This is a genomic window from Kouleothrix sp. (assembly GCF_046328425.1).
Taxonomy (GTDB): domain Bacteria; phylum Chloroflexota; class Chloroflexia; order Chloroflexales; family Roseiflexaceae; genus Kouleothrix.
In genome coordinates, this window is sequence record NZ_JAXLWP010000007.1 from 1 (window position 1) to 16,739 (window position 16,739).

The 16,739-nt window shown below is 68.2% G+C and carries 15 protein-coding genes; 5 read left to right on the top strand and 10 right to left on the bottom strand.

Going from position 1 to position 16,739, the window contains the following annotated elements; all coding sequences use genetic code 11:
• Nucleotides 1-175: 175 nt before the first annotated feature.
• Both U0177_RS07370 and U0177_RS07375 read right to left on the bottom strand, forming a co-directional pair.
• On the bottom strand, nucleotides 176-1,105 hold the full coding sequence (locus tag U0177_RS07370) for a glycosyltransferase family 2 protein (RefSeq protein ID WP_409569959.1): 930 nt from the start codon (nucleotides 1,103-1,105) through the stop codon (nucleotides 176-178).
• Nucleotides 1,106-1,297: 192 nt separating this feature from the next.
• Nucleotides 1,298-1,918: a YdcF family protein gene (locus tag U0177_RS07375; RefSeq protein ID WP_409569960.1), complete on the bottom strand. Its 621-nt coding sequence runs from the start codon at nucleotides 1,916-1,918 to the stop codon at nucleotides 1,298-1,300.
• Nucleotides 1,919-2,122: 204 nt separating this feature from the next.
• Here U0177_RS07375 and U0177_RS07380 point away from each other — a divergent pair, with 204 nt between their 5' ends.
• Nucleotides 2,123-2,305 (top strand): hypothetical protein, encoded by a 183-nt coding sequence (locus U0177_RS07380; protein ID WP_409569961.1) that lies wholly within the window; start codon nucleotides 2,123-2,125, stop codon nucleotides 2,303-2,305.
• The gene (locus U0177_RS07385) at nucleotides 2,302-2,460 is read left to right on the top strand and encodes a hypothetical protein (protein WP_409569962.1); all 159 of its coding nucleotides are present in this window, start codon (nucleotides 2,302-2,304) and stop codon (nucleotides 2,458-2,460) included. The genes U0177_RS07380 and U0177_RS07385 overlap by 4 nt, the downstream gene beginning before the upstream one ends.
• Nucleotides 2,461-2,735: 275 nt before the next feature.
• Here U0177_RS07385 and U0177_RS07390 read toward each other — a convergent pair whose 3' ends face one another.
• Nucleotides 2,736-3,968 carry a hypothetical protein gene (locus U0177_RS07390; RefSeq protein WP_409569963.1) on the bottom strand — a complete coding sequence of 411 codons (1,233 nt, stop codon included), beginning with the start codon at nucleotides 3,966-3,968 and terminating at the stop codon, nucleotides 2,736-2,738.
• 371 nt (nucleotides 3,969-4,339) lie between these two features.
• On the opposite strand from U0177_RS07390, the gene U0177_RS07395 reads away from it, so the two are divergent.
• The 3 genes from U0177_RS07395 to U0177_RS07405 all read left to right on the top strand — a co-directional run bounded on the left by U0177_RS07395 (nucleotide 4,340) and on the right by U0177_RS07405 (nucleotide 7,273).
• Nucleotides 4,340-5,221 (top strand): peptidoglycan DD-metalloendopeptidase family protein, encoded by an 882-nt coding sequence (locus U0177_RS07395; RefSeq protein ID WP_409569964.1) that lies wholly within the window; start codon nucleotides 4,340-4,342, stop codon nucleotides 5,219-5,221.
• A 224-nt stretch (nucleotides 5,222-5,445) separates the two neighbouring features.
• Complete coding sequence (locus U0177_RS07400) at nucleotides 5,446-5,868, top strand: GlcG/HbpS family heme-binding protein (RefSeq protein ID WP_409569965.1); 423 nt, start codon at nucleotides 5,446-5,448, stop codon at nucleotides 5,866-5,868.
• Nucleotides 5,869-5,923: 55 nt separating this feature from the next.
• On the top strand, nucleotides 5,924-7,273 hold the full coding sequence (locus tag U0177_RS07405) for an HD domain-containing phosphohydrolase (protein WP_409569966.1): 1,350 nt from the start codon (nucleotides 5,924-5,926) through the stop codon (nucleotides 7,271-7,273).
• Here U0177_RS07405 and U0177_RS07410 read toward each other — a convergent pair.
• The 7 genes from U0177_RS07410 to U0177_RS07440 form a co-directional block, all read right to left on the bottom strand.
• Entirely contained in the window at nucleotides 7,270-8,214 is a 945-nt protein-coding gene (locus U0177_RS07410) for an ABC transporter ATP-binding protein (protein WP_409569967.1), read from the bottom strand. The two genes, U0177_RS07405 and U0177_RS07410, sit on opposite strands and share 4 nt — an antisense overlap.
• A gap of 38 nt (nucleotides 8,215-8,252) precedes the next feature.
• Entirely contained in the window at nucleotides 8,253-9,338 is a 1,086-nt protein-coding gene (locus U0177_RS07415; RefSeq protein WP_409569968.1) for a glycoside hydrolase family 172 protein, read from the bottom strand.
• A gap of 68 nt (nucleotides 9,339-9,406) precedes the next feature.
• Nucleotides 9,407-10,342, bottom strand: coding sequence for an ATP-binding cassette domain-containing protein (locus U0177_RS07420; protein ID WP_409569969.1), 936 nt, complete (start codon nucleotides 10,340-10,342; stop codon nucleotides 9,407-9,409).
• A gap of 146 nt (nucleotides 10,343-10,488) precedes the next feature.
• Nucleotides 10,489-12,108, bottom strand: a complete 1,620-nt coding sequence (locus U0177_RS07425) for an efflux RND transporter periplasmic adaptor subunit (RefSeq protein WP_409569970.1) — start codon at nucleotides 12,106-12,108, stop codon at nucleotides 10,489-10,491.
• A gap of 102 nt (nucleotides 12,109-12,210) precedes the next feature.
• A complete protein-coding gene (locus U0177_RS07430; RefSeq protein WP_409569971.1) occupies nucleotides 12,211-13,341 on the bottom strand; it encodes an ABC transporter permease in 1,131 nt (376 codons plus the stop codon).
• Between the two features lie 59 nt (nucleotides 13,342-13,400).
• Entirely contained in the window at nucleotides 13,401-16,082 is a 2,682-nt protein-coding gene (locus U0177_RS07435; protein ID WP_409569972.1) for a PEP/pyruvate-binding domain-containing protein, read from the bottom strand.
• A complete protein-coding gene (locus tag U0177_RS07440) occupies nucleotides 16,075-16,710 on the bottom strand; it encodes a TetR/AcrR family transcriptional regulator (protein WP_409569973.1) in 636 nt (211 codons plus the stop codon). Before U0177_RS07440 ends, U0177_RS07435 begins: the two co-directional genes overlap by 8 nt.
• Nucleotides 16,711-16,739 lie beyond the last annotated feature (29 nt).

Consider the following 16,739-nt stretch of genomic DNA (forward strand, 5'->3'; position numbering starts at 1 on the left):
GCGCGTAAAATGGACACGATACAGAGAAATAGTACCGCTCTGCCGAAGGCTGAACGCGCCAACTGCGTAAGTCCTAAATAGTAAGATTTTGGGGGCCTGCGGCCCCCAAAATCTTCTCTTGGTGGGGCATAGTATGGTAGCTTTGCTGCCATATATGCCCCACCAGACTAGCAGCTTACAAAAACTGCAGCCCGATGATCAGAATGAGCCCGGCGTGCTGCCGCAGATCCGATAGGCCCGGAAAGCCATCGCGCGGCGGCAGCCTGAAGCCGTGCCAGAAACCGCGCATGCGCAGCTGCCAGCGCGTATTTGGCCGAGCGCCGCGCCAGGGGCCAGCCACAGCTTGGAGCAAGCGACCAAGCTCGCGCAGTAAGAACCAGCCGCCCGCCAGATAATCGCCACGCCGCAGCGCGCGCCCGTACACGCCGCCATTGCCGTACTCATAATCGTCCAGCAGGCGCTCGGCAGCCGAGTGTGGCCGAAACCCGTGGACATGCACGACCTCGATCTCCGGGCACGCCTTCCACTTTGCACCCGAGCGAACCACCCGCAGCGTGATATCGCCGTCGTCGGAGCTTTTGAGCAGCCCGCCAGGGCCGCACAGCTCGTCGTAGCCGCCGATCTGATCAAACAGGCGTCGCCGCATACTCAGGTTTGCATTCGACACAGCCAGCGGCAGCCGCCACGATGTGATGGTCGGGCAAGGGCGGAATTCCGGCACAAACCCCTGCTCCCGATCATACGCCGGCGCGGCCAGTGTCGCGGTGATGAACTGAAGCTTAGGATCGGCGCTAAACTCGCGCGCAATCAGCTCCAGCCAGTCCGGCCGCGCCTCGACATCGTCGTCGGTAAACACGATCACGTCGGCGCTGCTGGCGGCAACCCCCAGGTTACGCGCCGCAGACGCCCCTGGCCGCGGCGTCGAAATGTAGCGCACGCGCGCATCGCGCATCAGGCTAACAAGCGCGTCGCGCGTCGAGGAATCGCAGGTCTGATCAACAACAATGATCTCGAACTGCTGATGTGTGCCGCACAGAATGCTGCGCACTGCATCGACAATAAACGTTGGTCGATTGAGCGTAGGGATGATCACTGAGATGAACATGAAACCTCGGCTCCTTGCTACAGTGCCGTCATAAACGCGCGAAGTCAAGCGAATCTGCACTTATAGCATAAAAGGGGCCAGGCTCAATGTCAATTTAAGAATAGTGGTATGAAAAAATTGTCAAGCGCGTGCTACTACCGCAATGTATATCCATGCCTAGGTCGTACGCACTTTGCCGTGGGGATGCGGCGCCTAGCGCCTGGCAAACAGGTACACTAGGTACTTCAGCGCCTCGCTGAGCGTATCACGAACCTGCTGGGCCGTGTCGCCGCCCGCCGGCGCCGGCGAGGCATATGCTGCCAGCCCGAGATCGCGCGCCATCTTGAGCGCGCGCAGCATATGCGTGGTATCGCTCACCAGCACCACCGCGCCGAAGTCGTTGGCGCGCACGAGCGGCAAGCTATGCTGCAAGTTTTCGAGCGTGGTGGTGCTGGTGTCCTCGAGCAGCAGCGCCTCGGCGGCCATGCCACGCCCAAGCAAGTAGCGGCGCCCGGCGTCGGCCTCGGACACACTCGCGCCGCGCGTCGCGCCGCCGGTGAGAATGATCCGGCGCACCTGCCCGCGGCGATACAGATCGAGCGCGTGGTCGAGCCGCGCCTGGAGCGTAGGCGAAACCGCGCTGTTCTCGAGCGCGGCGCCGAGCACAATCGCCGCGCCCACGCGCGCGGCCGCCGGCTGGCGCAGGTCGTCGTGGCGGCCCTGCAGCGCCACCAGCACACACAGAAACAGCAGCAGCAGCACGCTGCCAAGCGCAACGATCAGCAGCTGGCGCGCGACGCGGCGCCACACCCGGCCAGAGATGAGAGTTTGCATAGAGCGCATTATCGGCGAGGGCGCGCGAACGCGCAAGTGCTATAATTTTACGCGGTGCCCTCTCGCGAGGGAGGCTTGGAGGGCGCAAGCCCTCCAAAATCACTTGTGGCTGGTCGCGGCCAGCCAAAAAGGAAGTTTTCGGGGGCGGCTTTGCCGCCCCGAACCCCCACCACGCAACTGGTGTAATGTAGGGAGGGTTCGCCGGTGAGAAATATTCGCTTCGACTGGCGCTGGGTTGGCGTGATCGCGGTGCTGGTAGTGCTGACGAACTCGGGCCGGCTGCCCTGGCCTGTGACGGCGCTGGCGGTGGGCGCAGGCGGCGCGTGGCTGCTGTATATGGGCTGGCGCGTGTGGATGCGCGAGGCGGCCGCCCGAGCGCGCGCGTGACATACTGGCGCGGCCAGCGCGTCGAGCTTCGCCACCCCGGCGCGGCCGGCGCTGCCGCGCATGCGCGACATTGGGCCGGCCGCGCTGTACTTCATTATCGGCGGGTGCTGCTGCTTGCGGCGATCACGATCGGCCTGCGCAACCTCGGCCTGTGATACGCTGTTCGCTTGATCGCGTATAGATTATGTTGCACGACGTGCAAGCTTGCCGTCGTGCAGCATAATAAGAAATGGGTGCTGGGTGCCACATGCTGCACACGGTGCGCGAGCTTCGCCGCGCCGCACCATTACCAAGATTTAGCGGGCGGCTTCGCCGCCCCCAAACCCCCACCGTGCAGGTGTATTTGCCCAATACAACACAAGAAATCGGGGCTTCGCCGCCCCCAAACCCCCACGAGGGTGGTTTGGCGGAACTTCGACCCGCCAAGCCACTACTTCCCGCCCGCCCACATCCCCAGCGCGCCATCGCCCTTCCTGGCGCTGCCGCCGCCGGCCACGTCGATCACGTACACGCCGTCGTCGGCGCCATACGCCAGGCGCCGCGCGTCGGGCGACCACGGGCTAAACGAGAAGGTATACGCGTCGAAGAAGATCTGCAGGCCCACAAACGCCGCGCTGGGCTGGAAGCTGGCGAGGTCGCGCACCGCGCCGCTGGCGGCATCGACGATATGCCATGTGCGCTCGCCGTCGGGCGCGAACGTGCCGCTGTACGTCAGGTAGGCGATCTGCCTGCCGTCGGGCGACCAGAAGAACGCGGTGACGCGCTCGCCCTCGTGCGAGAGCGTGCGCGCGTCGCCGCCGCTCGTGCCCTCGATCAGCTTCAGCGGGCCGTAGCCATCGACACCCACAACCGTATACGCGATCTGGTCGCTGGTTGGCGAACGAATAATCCGCAGGTCGGATTTCTCCTCGCGCACAAGCCGCACCGGATCTTTGCCGTCGGCCGAGACGCGCACAATGTCGCTCTTGAGGTCGTCGATCGACGGCTGGGCGCTGGCGATTGGCGGCTGGGAAACATAGAAAAAGTGCTGCCCGTCGAGCGACCACGCCGGCGCCTGAAACAGGCCGGGGTCGCCGGCGATCGGCTGGGCCAGATCCTGGCCGGGCCGGAACAGCGCCACGTGGCCGCCCTGCGCGGTATGGCCGCCCAGGTGCAGCAGCAGCCGGGCGCTGTCGGGGCTCCAGGCGAAAAACGAAGGCGAGCCGGCGGCGATCAGCTGAGCCGGCTTTGAGCCGTCGGCCGGCACAATCTGCGCGGTGAGCTGCGTGCCGAGCAGAAACACCACGTAGCGGCCGTCGGGCGACCACGCCAGGTCGATCGGCACATTCTGCTGGCTGCGATACAGCTCGCCGCGCTGGCCGCTGGCGAGGTCGAGCCGCACCAGCACGGACGCCTGGCCCTCGCGCGTCACAAACGCCACCTGGCGGCCATCGGGCGAAACCGCGGGGAAGCTATAGCCGTCGGTGAGCGCATTGTCGGCCAGCAGCTGCTCGGCGCCGCTGTCGTCGAGCACGCGCACCTTCTGGCCGCCGCCCATGATCACCAGCCGCGCCGGCCCGGCCGCCGGGGCGCGCAGCAGCAGCCAGGCCAGCGCGCCGCCGCCAAGCACCACCACCACCACCAGCAGCGGAATGACGATCCAGAGCAGCCGTCGGGCATTCATGGCAGCCTCCTCGGTTCGAGCACGTTTGCGTGCCAGCGCACACTTTGGCGCTCGCCTCAATCGCAGAGCTTACGCGGTGGCCCGCGTCGCGGGCTGATCCTACCTGCGGCGGCAGCATTCACCAAAAGGCGCCGCCAGGCGGGTGGTTTGGCGGGCGCAGCTCTCCAAACTTCTTTGCTTGTTGGCCGGCTGCGGCGACGACGAGCCCTGCCAATTATAGCCGAGCGCCCGGTGTTCCTGCTGAGCATACGTATCATATGCAGGCTACGTACGCCCTGCGCACACGGGTTGGAACTGTAAACACGCTGTCATCCACAAACGCCGGCTCCTGGCATATGCTCAGTATGCATATAGGCGTACGAGGAGCTGGCGTGATCGACATCCGCGCACTACGTCGCAGCCGAGGCCTCACCCTCACCGATATGGCACTGCTCACCGGGATGCCCGCGCGCACGCTGGCCGAGATCGAGCAGGGCGCGCGCCGGCTCGAGCCCGAGCCGCGCCTGATCCTCGCGCGCGTGCTGAACGTGCCGGCAGCGCAGCTTTGCGCGCGCCCCCTCGCCGCGCCGATCGCGCCAATCGGCCGGGGGCGGCGACTGCTCGCCACGCTGCTGGCGCTGGCGAGCGTGATACTGGCGCTGGCGATTCCGCTGCTGAGCCAGCCGCCGGCCGCGGCGCGCGGCCGGCCCGCGCCGCCCCACGCGGCGCCAATCGCCCGGCGCGCGCTGGCCGCTGCGCACGCCAGCCCCACCAGCGCACCCACACCGACACCGCTGCCAACGCCCTCGCCTACCCCGCGCTTTCGCCTTGCCGCCGATGGGCCACACGGCTGCCCGCTCGCAAGCGCCAGCGGGCGCGTGGTGCTCACGCAGGGCTATGGCGAAGGCTCGCACGCGCCCGCCGACGTGTGGGGCGCCGTCGACCTGGCGATCGACGGCGATGGCGACGGCGAGGCCGACCCGGCGGCAACGCAGGGCCAGCCGATCGCCGCCACGCTCGGCGGGGTCGCGCGCGTGTACCTCGGCAGCTGGCCGGCCGGCAACTACGTGCGCGTGGTGAACGAGCAGGCCGGCTGGAGCACCGCCTACGCCCACCTCGACAGCGTCGCCGTGGCCGACGGGCAGGCGGTGGCGACCGGCACGACGCTCGGCAGCGTCGGCAGCACTGGCATGGCCACCGGCCCGCACCTCCACTACGAGATCTGGCATCACGAGATCAACGTCGACCCAACCGGCCTGATCGGCTGCCGCTAGCGCGCGGCCAGGCCGATCGCGAGTGTTGCCTGATTCGCTCCGCAAGCGTATCATTGCGCCAAATGGCCCACCACGGTGGTTTCGATGGTGAGGTTCCGAGGAGCGAAGCACCCCACCCATCGTAGCCATTGCGGCGAGCCACCAGCAAACACCAGCCCCAAATTCCGCTATACTACTATAGTACGACAACGACGCTTCGCCACGTACAAGACGAGGAGCAACCCATGTTCCAACGAAACAGCCTGGGCCATATCGAGGCGCAGCGCGCGATCCAGGCGATCCAGGCCGAGCTGCTTGGCCGAGGCAAAGCTGCGGTAGTGGCTGTGGCCGACGCGCACGGCGAGCTGATCGGGCTGCTGCGCCTCGACGGCGCGCCGCTGCCGTCGATCGTGATCGCCAGCAACAAAGCGTGGACGGCCGCGCGCGAGCGCAAGCCGAGCCGCGAGCTCGGCCAGGCGGCGCGCGACGCCGCAACGGGCTTCGACATGGCCTACTTCGGCGACGCACGCTATATCGGCTGGGGCGGCGGTCTGCCCGTGCTGATCGACGGCGTGGTCGTGGGCGCGGTCGCCGTCAGCGGGCTGCCCGAGATGGAAGATATCGAGCTGGCGCAGATCGGGCTATCGGCGATCGTCGACGGCATGTGACCGCCGGCACGGCGCCATACGCAGCCGGTTCAGGCAAAAGCAAAGGAACCGAGGCATGCCATCCACCGCTACTATTCTGATCGTCGACGACCTGCCAATCAGCCAGCAGACCATGGGCGAGCTGCTGCGTTCGGCCGACTACCAGCTTGTGTTCGCCTCCGATGGCTACGAGGCGCTGGCAAAGGCCAAACAGCTGACGCCCGACCTGGTGCTGCTTGATGTCATGATGCCGGGCATGGACGGCTACGAGGTATGCCGCCAGCTGCGCGCCGACCCGCTGCTCGCCGAGATCGTGATCATCATGGTCACCGCGCTCGACGACCGCCAGTCGCGCATGCTGGGCATCGAGGCCGGCGCCGACGATTTCATCTCGAAGCCATTCGACCGGGGCGAGCTGCGCGCACGCGTGCGCACGATCACGCGGCTGAACCGCTACCGGCGCCTGCACGCCGAGCGGATCAAGTTCGAGCGGCTGATCGAGCTGTCGCCCGACGGCGTGCTGATCATCGACGCCGAGAGCCGCGTGCAGCTGGCCAACCCAGCGCTGCGGCGCTTGCTCTGCGAGAACCAGATCGACGACCTGATCGGCCGGTCGTTTCTGTCGTTCGTCGCGCCCGAGTTCGCCGAGCACTGCGTCGGCTGCCTGAGGGCGCTGTTCGACGGCAGCGGCCAGGCTGTGCGAGTGGAGACCGTGCTGAAGCGCTGCAACGGCGGCAGAGTGCCAGTCGAGATCAACGCCGGCTTCTGCACCTTCGACGGCCAGCCGGCCGCGCAGGTGCTGCTGCGCGATATCACCGAGCGCAAGCAGGCCGAGGCGCAGATCCGGCTGCTACACGGCGAGCTGCTGCAAGCCTACGACGCCACGCTGGAAGGCTGGTCGCACGTGCTCGACCTGCGCGACCGCGAGACCGAAGGCCACAGCCGGCGCGTCACGACCATGACCGTGCGGCTGGCCGAGGCGCTGGGGATCGAGGGCGACGAGCTGATACACATCCGCCGCGGCGCGCTGCTGCACGACATCGGCAAGATGGGCATCCCCGACCGGATCTTGCTCAAGCCCGGCGCGCTCACCCCCGAAGAGTGGACAATTATGCGGCTGCACCCGGTGTATGCCTACGAGTGGCTTTCGGACATTGCATTTCTGCGGCCGGCGCTGGATATCCCGCACTGCCACCACGAGCGCTGGGATGGCAGCGGCTACCCGCGCGGCCTGCGCGGCGAAGAGATCCCGCTGGCGGCGCGGCTGTTTGCCGTGGCCGACACCTGGGACGCGATCTGCTCGGATCGGCCATACCGCGCCGGCCGCGCGCCCGAGCAGGCGCGCCAGATCATTGCGTCGCTTGCAGGCAACCAGCTCGACCCGCGGGTGGTGCAGCTGTTCCTCGAGATCTTCAAAGATCTCTAGGCCGCCCCGGCGCTCAGCCCCCGCACCAGCGCCACAAACACGTCTTCCAGCGACGGGTCGATCGGCTCGACGCGCACGTCTTCGACGCCGGCGGCGCGCAGCGCGGCGGCCAGCGGCGCAGCACGCTGCCCGGCCGAGTCGGCGATGGCGTGCAGCCGCGCGCCGTGCGGCGCAACCTCGCCTATGCCGGGGTGGCCCTCGGCGATGGCGCGCGCGCGATCTTGCGGCGTGCCCTCGATCTCCAGCACCTCGCCTTTGATCGTAGAGTGCTTGAGCGCAGCGGGCGTATCGAGCGCCACCAGCCGGCCGCCGTACATCAGCCCGATCCGATTGCAGTGCTCGGCCTCGTCCATGTAGTGCGTAGTGACAAACACCGTCACACCCTGGCTGGCCAGCTCGTAGATCAGATCCCAGAACGCGCGGCGCGCCTCCGGGTCGACGCCGCCGGTTGGCTCGTCGAGAAACAGCATGCGCGGCTGGTGCACGATCGCGCAGGCCAGCGCCAGGCGCTGCTTCCACCCACCCGAGAGGTTAGCCGTCAGCTCGCGCTCGCGGCCGCGCAGGCCGGCCATATCGACAAGCGCGGCGATGCGCGCGGCGCGCGCGCTGCGCGCGATCCCGTAGACATCGGCGTAGAACTCAAGGTTCTCGCGCACCGTCAGGTCGGGGTACAGGCTAAATTTCTGCGACATATAGCCGATCCGCGCCTTGATCGCCTCGCTCTCGCGGCCGATATCGAAGCCGAGCACCCGGCCAGCGCCCGCGCTAGGCGCGATCAGGCCGCAGAGCATGCGGATGGTTGTGGTCTTGCCCGAGCCGTTCGGCCCCAGAAAGCCAAATACCTCGCCGGGCTCCACCAGCAGCGTCACGCGATCGACCGCGACAAACTCGCCGAAGTTGCGCGTCAGATTTTCGGTTTCGACGGCGTAGGCAGTACTCATGTGCTTCCTCGACATGGCCGGGGCGCGGGCGCGCCAGGCTAGATAATCTCGAGCGCGTCGCGATCCGGCAGCGGCGGGAATGGCGCCGTGGGCAGCGCCTGGTACCAGTACGCCACCGAGGCGATATCGTCTTGCAGCGGCAGGTAGCGGCCGCCGCTGCGCCAGCCAAGCGCCTGGATGGTGACGCGCAGGTCGCGCTCGAAGCGGATCGGGTCGGCGATATGCCAGCGGTACATGCCAAAGCGCGTCTGCGAGGCGTACAGGCCGTCGGGCCGGATCACCTGCGCCAGGCCGGCGTAGGGAGTGGTGAACTCGCGATAGCCGCCCTGTTCCTTGCCGACATCAAAGTTGTATGAGCCGCAGAAGTAATCTTCGGTGCCGGTGCCACAGATTGTCGGAAACTCGTCGTCGCCGTCGAGAAAGAACTTGATCTCGCCCTCGCCCCACCAGCCCGCGCTGTTGACGCCCCAGGCCATATAGGTGCCGACGTAGTGGCCGCGCCCCTGCACGCCGTCGAGGATGGTATACACGCCCTGGTAGGGCAGCGGGTTCACGCGCCGGAACTGGGCGTGGAAGTAGGCTGCGTCGGCCGGCACGCTTGTCTCGGCGTAGGTGATCTGGTAGTACAGCGTCATCGGCTCGTCGGCGCGGTTTGTCAGCGTCACGCGGGCGCCGTGGCGGAAGGGCATCTCCCAGTAGCAGTTGAACGCGCTGCCGGGGTTGACGCACACCGCCAGCGAGCTCACCTGGGCGTAGCGGCCCCAGCCGCAGGCGAAGAAATCGCCGACCGGGCACTCGACCGCCGGTGTATCGGCGCCGTCCCAGTAGATCCGCAGGATGCTCGATCGCCAGCTGCCGGTGGGCGTCAGCCAGATATGCTGGATGGCGCCGGAGCCCTCGATCACGGCGAGATCGCGCGTCTCGCCGGGCGCGATGCGGATCGACGGCGAGATCTTCCAGCCCACGCCCAGGTCGCGCGCGGCCATGGCGCCAGTGCCCTCAGTGGCGCGGCCGCCGCCGCCCTTCGCGCCGTCGAAGTTCTCGGGGCTGATCGAGCGCGTCTTCGCCGGCGACAGCCGCGACAGGTTGCCGAGGTGCATGCCAAGCCCGTTGAATGGTGCCATACGATGCTCCATTGGTATGAATGGCGCGCCAGCGGCGCACCTGCGCGAAAGCCGGCATCGGGCAGCGGCTACGCGGCCGGCGCCTTTCTGCCCTGCAAGAACATAAACACATCTTCCATGGTCGGCTGGATCGGCCGCACGGCCGCGAGCACCACGCCGCTCCCCTCAAGCTGATGCTCAAGCGCGCCGGCGGGCAGCGCCGCGTCGGCAAACAGGTGCAGCCGGTCGCCGAACACCTGCACCTCGCGCACGCCCGGCATAGCGCGCAGCCGTTCCTGAGCAGCGTGCAGCGGCCGGGCCTGCACCTCGAGCACCAGGCCCGGAACCAGCCGCTGTAGCTCGCGCGGGCTACCCGAGGCCATCAGCGCGCCCCCGCGCATAAAGCCGACCACATGGCAGCGGTCGGCCTCGTCCATGTATGGCGTCGACACCAGCACGGTCATGCCGTCCTGGCTCACGGCGTCGCGCAGAATATCCCAAAACTCGCGGCGCGACACCGGATCGACGCCGGTAGTCGGCTCGTCGAGCAGCAGCACGGCGGGCTTGTGGATCAGCGTGCAGGCGAGCGCCAGCTTCTGCTTCATGCCGCCGGAAAGCGCGTCGGCGCGGCGGCCCTGGAACGGGCCGAGCTGGCTGAAGCCCAGCAAGCGCTCGAACAGCGCGGGCTGCTGGGCGCGCGGCACACCGTAGGCATCGGCGAAGAAGCGCAAATTCTCGCGCACCGTCAGGTCGCCGTACAGGCTGAAGCGCTGTGGCATATAGCCCAGCCGCCGCCGCACTGCCTCGGGATCGCGGGCGACATCGATGCCCAGCACGGTGGCCTGGCCGCCGCCCAGGCGCAGCGCGCCGCAGAGCATGCGCAGCGTGGTGGTCTTGCCGGCGCCGTCGGGGCCAACCAGCCCGTAGATCCGGCCCGCAGGCACCTGCAGGTTCAGGCCGGCCACGGCGTGGATGGCGCCGAAGGTACGCGACAGGTTGATCGTTTCTACCGCAAAAGGCTGCATAGCGCCCACCTTAACCAAAGCGATCGAGAGATCCGTCATGCTGGACGGAAGACGAGAGATCGCGCTATTCGTCCTTGGTCTTCTGTTTTCCGTCCCTGCTGCGTGGCGGATAGTCAAGTCGTGTTGGTATTAAAGCCTGGTGTATGTCACTCGATAATCACGGCGTCGGCGGGCATGCCCGGCTTGAGCGCGTGGTCGGTGTTGGGCAGCTCGACGCGCACGGCGAACACGGTTGTGGCGCGCTCGTCTTTGGTCTGCACATTGCGCGGCGTGAACTGCGCCTCCTGGGCAATAAACGTGACGCTGCCCTTGAACACGCGGCTGGGGAAGCTATCGACCGTCACGTCGACCGGCTGGCCCTGGCGCACGCGGCCGATGTCGGCCTCGCCGACGTACAGTGTGAGGCGCACGGTGTCGAGCGAGCCGATCGTCATCAGCGCCGCGCCGGGCAGCGCCTGCTCGCCCTCGTGGATGGCGCGGCTGAGCACCAGCCCGCCGCGCGGCGCGCTGAGCGCGGCTTTGGCGAGCTGCACCTCGATCTGGCGCTGGTTGGCGCGGGCCTGGGCCAGCTGCGCCTCGGCCGCCTGGATCTGCTCGGAGCGCGCGCCGGCGCGGGCCAGCTCGAGCCGGGCCTGGGCCTGCGCCAGCTGCGCCTCGCTGCTGGCCAGCTGCGCCTGGGCCGCGTCGGCGGCGGCCTGCAGCTGGAGCGGGTCGCTGCGCATCGCCACGGCCTGATCGAGCGCGCGCTGCGCGCTGGCCAGGGCCGTCTCAGCCGACGCGAGGGTTTCTTTGGTGGCGCCGTTGCGCAGCTTGGTAAGCGCAGCGTCGGCCGCGCTCAGCTGGCTCTCGGCCGACTGCACGCCGGCGACCTCGGCCTGGCGCGCGGCGTCGGCGGCAACCTGGGCCTGCTGCACCTGCGCCTCGGCGGCATGCAGCGCGGCCTCGGCCTGCACGAACTGGGCGTAATAGTTCGCGCGCGCATCGTCGCTCAGCGTATTATCGCGCAGCTTCTTGCCGGTCTGCTGGCTGTAGATGATCGGGTTAATCGGATCGTTGCCGGTCTCTTGCGCGTAGTCCCAGTTGGTTTTCGCCTGGGCATAGCGCGCCTGCGCCTGGGTCAGCGACAGCGCCGCCTGCTGCACCTGCGTCTCGGCCTGGGTTTTGGCGGCCGAGAGGCGATCGCGGGTAGCCTGCACGCCAGTGCTAGCCTGGGCCTGGGCCGCCGCAGCCGCCGCGATATCTTCGGGCCGGGTGCCGGCGCGCACCTGGTCGAGCGCGCGCTGGGCGGCGTCGCGCGCGGCGCGGGCCTGCACCACCTGGGCGTCGAGCTGCTGCGGGTTCTTCAGCGCCTTCTGGGCATTGGCGTACGCCTGGGCCGCGCCGTCGCGGGCGGCCTGCGCCTGAGTGGCCTGCGCCTGAGCCGCCGCGAGATCCTCGGGCCGGGTGCCGGCCTTGAGCAGCGCCAGGTTCGCCTCGGCCACCGCCACCGCAGCGGCGGCCTGGTCGTGCTGAGCTTGGAGCAGCGCTGGGTCGAGCTTGACCAGCGCCTGGCCGGCCTGCACCTCCTGGCCCTCATCGACGAGCAGCGCCTGCACGCGGCCAGCGACCTCGCTGGTGATCAGCACATCTTCGGCCTCGATCGTTCCCGAGCCGCTGAGCGCGCTTGCGCTCGCAGCGGTGGCGCGGCCGAGCCACCACCAGTAGCCCGCCGCCGCCAGCAGCGCCAGTATCACAATCGGCGCAACAATCCGTGCTTGCCTGGGCATAGCACACCCCCATCGTTATGACTTTGGATGAACAACTGGCGACACCGGCCAATCCCAAATCCAAAATCCGCAATCAACAATCAACAATCAACAATCCGCAACCTAGTCGAGCCGCTTTCGGAAGCGCGTCGACGCCAGCACGATCAGCACGGCGCCGAACAGCAGCAGCGCGCCGATCTGGGTGGTGAGCGAGGGCACGCCGACCCCTTTGATCACAATGCCGCGCACCACCACCAGGAAGTAGCTGAGCGGCACCACGCCGCTGAGAAACTGCAGCACTTTGGGCAGCGCGGCGATCGGGTAGATAAAGCCCGAGAGAAAGATCGACGGCAGCAGCGTCAGGAACGTCAGCAGAAATGCCTCTTGCTGCGTCTGCGCCACCGTCGAGATCAGCAGGCCGATGCTGAGCGACGAAAGCAGGAACAGGCACGAGATGCCCAGCAGCAGCAGCAGATTGCCCTTGATCGGCACGCCAAACCACAGCGTGCCAATGATCAGGATCTCGATCGTGATCAGCAGCGCCACCAGCGCGTAGGGTAAAATCTTGCCGAGGATCAGCTCGAGCGGCCGGATGGGCGTGACGATCAGCTGCTCGATCGTGCCGCGCTCGCGCTCGCGCACGATCGCCGAGGCGGTGAGCAGCGTAGCCTGCAGCTGCAAGATCAGCCCGATCAGCGCTGGCACCATAAACACCGCGCTGGCCATGTCGGGGTTGTACCACACGCGCGTGCGCACCTCCATGGGCGGCGCCAGCGCCACCACCGCGCCGCGCCGCGCCAGCGCCTGCTGCTGGATGTTGGTGGCCTCGACCTGGCCGATCAGCCGCGCCGACGACAGCGCCGACGCGGCCACCGAGGGGTCGGAGCCGTCGAGCACGAACGCCACCTGCGCCCCGCGCCCGCCAATCAGATCAGCGGCGTACGTAGGCGGGATGATCAGCCCGGCACGCACGCTGCCGTTATCGACGAGCCCGGCCAGCTCTTGCTCGCTGCCGGCAAGCCGCACCACCGTGAACTGGCCCGACTGCACGAAGGCCTCGACCAGGCGGCGGCTCTCGGGGGTGCGGCTCTGGTCGTGCACCGCGAGCGGCACGTTGCGCACGTCCGAGGTGGCGGCATAGCCGAGCAGGATCAGCTGCATCAGCGGCATGACGAACATCACCACCAGCGTGCGTGGGTCGCGGATGATGTGGATGAACTCTTTGCGGATGATTGGAATGATTCGCCATCCCATGCGCTTCTCACTTTCAAAGGAAAGTACAGCCAGGCTCAGCGTGTGTAGGGCCGAAACTGCTACGCGGCCGGGCGCACCTCGCCGGGCGCCGCGTCAAGGATGGTGACGCGCCCGGCCATGCCATCGACACGGATGCGCTGGCCGGTGGCCAGGCGCGTGGTGGCGTTGTGCACGCCCACCACCGCCGGAATGCCGTACTCGCGCGCCACCACCGAGCCGTGCGTCACCATCCCGCCAACCTCCATCACCAGCGCGCCGGCCGTGAGGAACAGCGGCGTCCAGCCTGGGTCGGTGGCCGGGCACACCAGGATCTCGCCGGGCGCCAGCCGCACGCCGCGCGGGTCGGTCACCACGCGCGCGGGGCCTTCGGCCACGCCGGGCGACACCGGGTCGCCCACAAGGTCGTTCGCGCCGGGCGCGGCCATGCCGTCGTAGAAGGTTTCGCCGGTGCCAAGCAGCAGCCGCGGCATGCGCCGGCCGGCGCGATCGTGCTCGTACTCGGCGCGCGCGGCAGCCACCAGCGCAGCCAGGTCGGCAGCCTCGCCACGCGCGTAGCGGCGCAGCTGGTCGATCGACAGAAAGAAAATATCGGCGGGCTGAGGCAGCACGCCGCGCGCTGCCAGATCGCGCCCGTGCGCCAGCAGCGCGTCGCGGTACAGCCCGAGCACATTCACCAGGTAGAACTTGGGCGCCTCGCGCGTGCCGGCCAGCCGGCGCATGCGATCGACGCAGAAGCGCAGCAGCCGGGCGCGCGGCCCGCCCAAGGGCCTGCGCGCGAGGCGCGTGGCCCACTCGTCGGTCAGGCGCGCGGCCTCGGCGGCGCCGCGCTCGAACTGGCGGTCGGGCGCAAGATCGGCGTCCTCGAGCTGAAGATAGCCATGGATGGTCTGCAAGATCGGCGTCGGGTCGTCGCGCCAGCGCGGCCGGCCAATATCGATCTCGGCGACGCCGCGCATGCCATATTGCGCCAGAAATTCGCCAATCGCCCGCTGCGCGACCGGCGGCAGCGCGCCGCGCGTATACGCCGACGCCTGCGCCTCAACCGGCATGCGCAGCAGCGCCTCGCGGGCGGGTGCGTCGGCGCGGATGGCCTGGGCCGTGGCCCAAAGCTTCAGATCCATCTCGGTGGTGCCATTATGCGGCAGGCCGCGCAGCAGCTGGAACACCGCGCCGCGAGGCTGGCCAAGCCAGCGTTCAAGCATGCGCCCGGCCAAACCCATCAGCAGCAGGCTGGGCGCGAACACCGGCCCGAGCGCCGGCAGCACTGTCGGCACAGCTCGGGCGACATCCTGCTCGGCCGCGTCGAGCAGCGCCGAAAGCGTACGCGCGGCGGCGACATGCGCGCGCGCCGAGTCGAGAAATGCCACGGCCTCGGCCAGGCCGCGCGCGCGGCCAAACTCGGGCGCGCGCAGCGACTCAATCGCGCGGGGCACAATTGTGCGCAGCAGCGGCGCCAGGTGGCGCAGGATTGTCCCTATGCTGGGAGCACGGGCCTCAACCTGGCCTTCGGCGATCAGCCGCGCCAGCGTCTGGCGCGCGCCGGGATCGACGCGCTGAAATACTGCAACCGCCAGCCGGGTGAGGTTAGTTACGTCGATGAATAGGCGACCGCCGGCGGCCGGGATCACCTCGCGCGGCGCACGCCCAACGCGCGCCACGGAAAGAAAGCCGCCCGCCAGCAGCTGCAGCAGGTCGCACCCGAGCGGCGTAAACGGGTCGACCACGCCCTGCACCGAGTTGAAGCTGTAGTACACCCGCGCCGCCCCAGGCGCGGCCGGCACCTGCGGCAGCGGGTAGAGCGAGGTTATCGGGCGCGACTGCAGGATGTACAGCTGGCCGCCAGCCCAGGCCCACTCGATATCTTGCGGGCTGCCGAAGTGCGCTGCCACCCGCGCGGCAGTGCGCGCCAGATCGAGGATCTGGGCATCGGCGAGCGCCTGGCCCGCGCCGGTGCGGGCAACCTGGTCGGTGCCGCCGCCGGCGCGCGGCAGGATCGCCAGCGCCTTGGCGCCAAGCTTGCGGCCGATCACGCGCCAGGTCTGCGGGTCGACGACATAGTGATCGGGCTCGACCTGGCCCGACACAATCGCCTCGCCCAGGCCATAGCTGGCGTCGATCACGATCTCGGCGCGGCGCCCGGTGAGCGGGTTAGCGGTGAACAGCACGCCGGAAACCTCGGAAGGCACCAGCTCTTGCACCACCACCGCCAGCGCTACATCGCCTGGCGCAATGCCATTGCGCGCGCGATACCCCATGGCGCGGGCAGTCCAGAGGCTGGCCCAGCAGCGCCGTACCGCGTCGAGCAGCGCATCGTCGCCGACGATGTTGAGGTAGGTGTCTTGCTGGCCCGCAAACGACAGCCCCGGCAGATCCTCGGCGGTGGCCGACGAGCGCACCGCTACGGCCAGGCCGGGGCGCGCTGCCGCCAGCGAATGGTAGGCCGCCAGGATCGGCTCGGCCAGCTCGGCGGGCATATCGGCGCGCGCGAACAGCCCGCGGATCTGATCGGAAGCTGCGTCGAGCGCGGGCGGGTCGTCGGCTGGGGCCGCGCTCGCCAGATCCACGATCTGGCGGGCGATGCCATTCGCCGCCACAAACACGCGGTACGCCGCCGTGCCCACCAGAAAGCCGGGCGGCACCGCAAAGCCGGCGCGCGCCAGCTCGGCCAGGTTCGCACCTTTGCCGCCAACCTCGGCCAGCGTAGCGCTGGGTGCAGCCAGCGGCAGAACATATTCAGGCATCTTTCGCTCCTTGCGCCGGCTCAAGGCCCGACACAAAAATATCGACCGCCGTAGCGACAATCTGCTCGTCGCTGGTTTGCAGCGCCTCGGGCTGGCGCAGGATCTCGCGCGCAATCACGTTCACCACAAACATGCCCAGAAAGCTGCGCGCCGCGATCATGGTATCGTGCGGCCTGAGGCGGCCCAGATCGACCTGGTGCTGGAGGTATTGGCTCAAAAAGCCAAGAAACCGGCGGCCGACCAGCTTGAAAAACATCTCGCCGATCTGTGGAAAGCGCACCGCCTCGCCCACTAGCATGCGCAGAAGTGCGACATTGCCCGGCACGCGAAACGCCGACAGGTAGGTGCGGCCGACTAGCGCCAGGCCCTCGCGCGGCGGCAGGCCGAGCAGCTGCTCGGCGTGATCGGCCAGCTGGAAGATCGCCGCGCGCTCGCGAATGATCGAGAGAAATAGGTCCTCTTTGTCTTTGAAGTACCAGTAGATCAGCCCGGGCGAGATCCCGCCGGCCGCCTCGGCAATATCTTTGTTGGTGGCCTTGTGAAAGCCCTTGGTGCTGAATACCTTCAGCGCGGCTTCGATGATCTGCTGCCGGCGATCGGCATTTTCTGGCTCTTCGATCTTTGGCATGGCTGCCTCGGTAGCTCGGTTACAGCGGT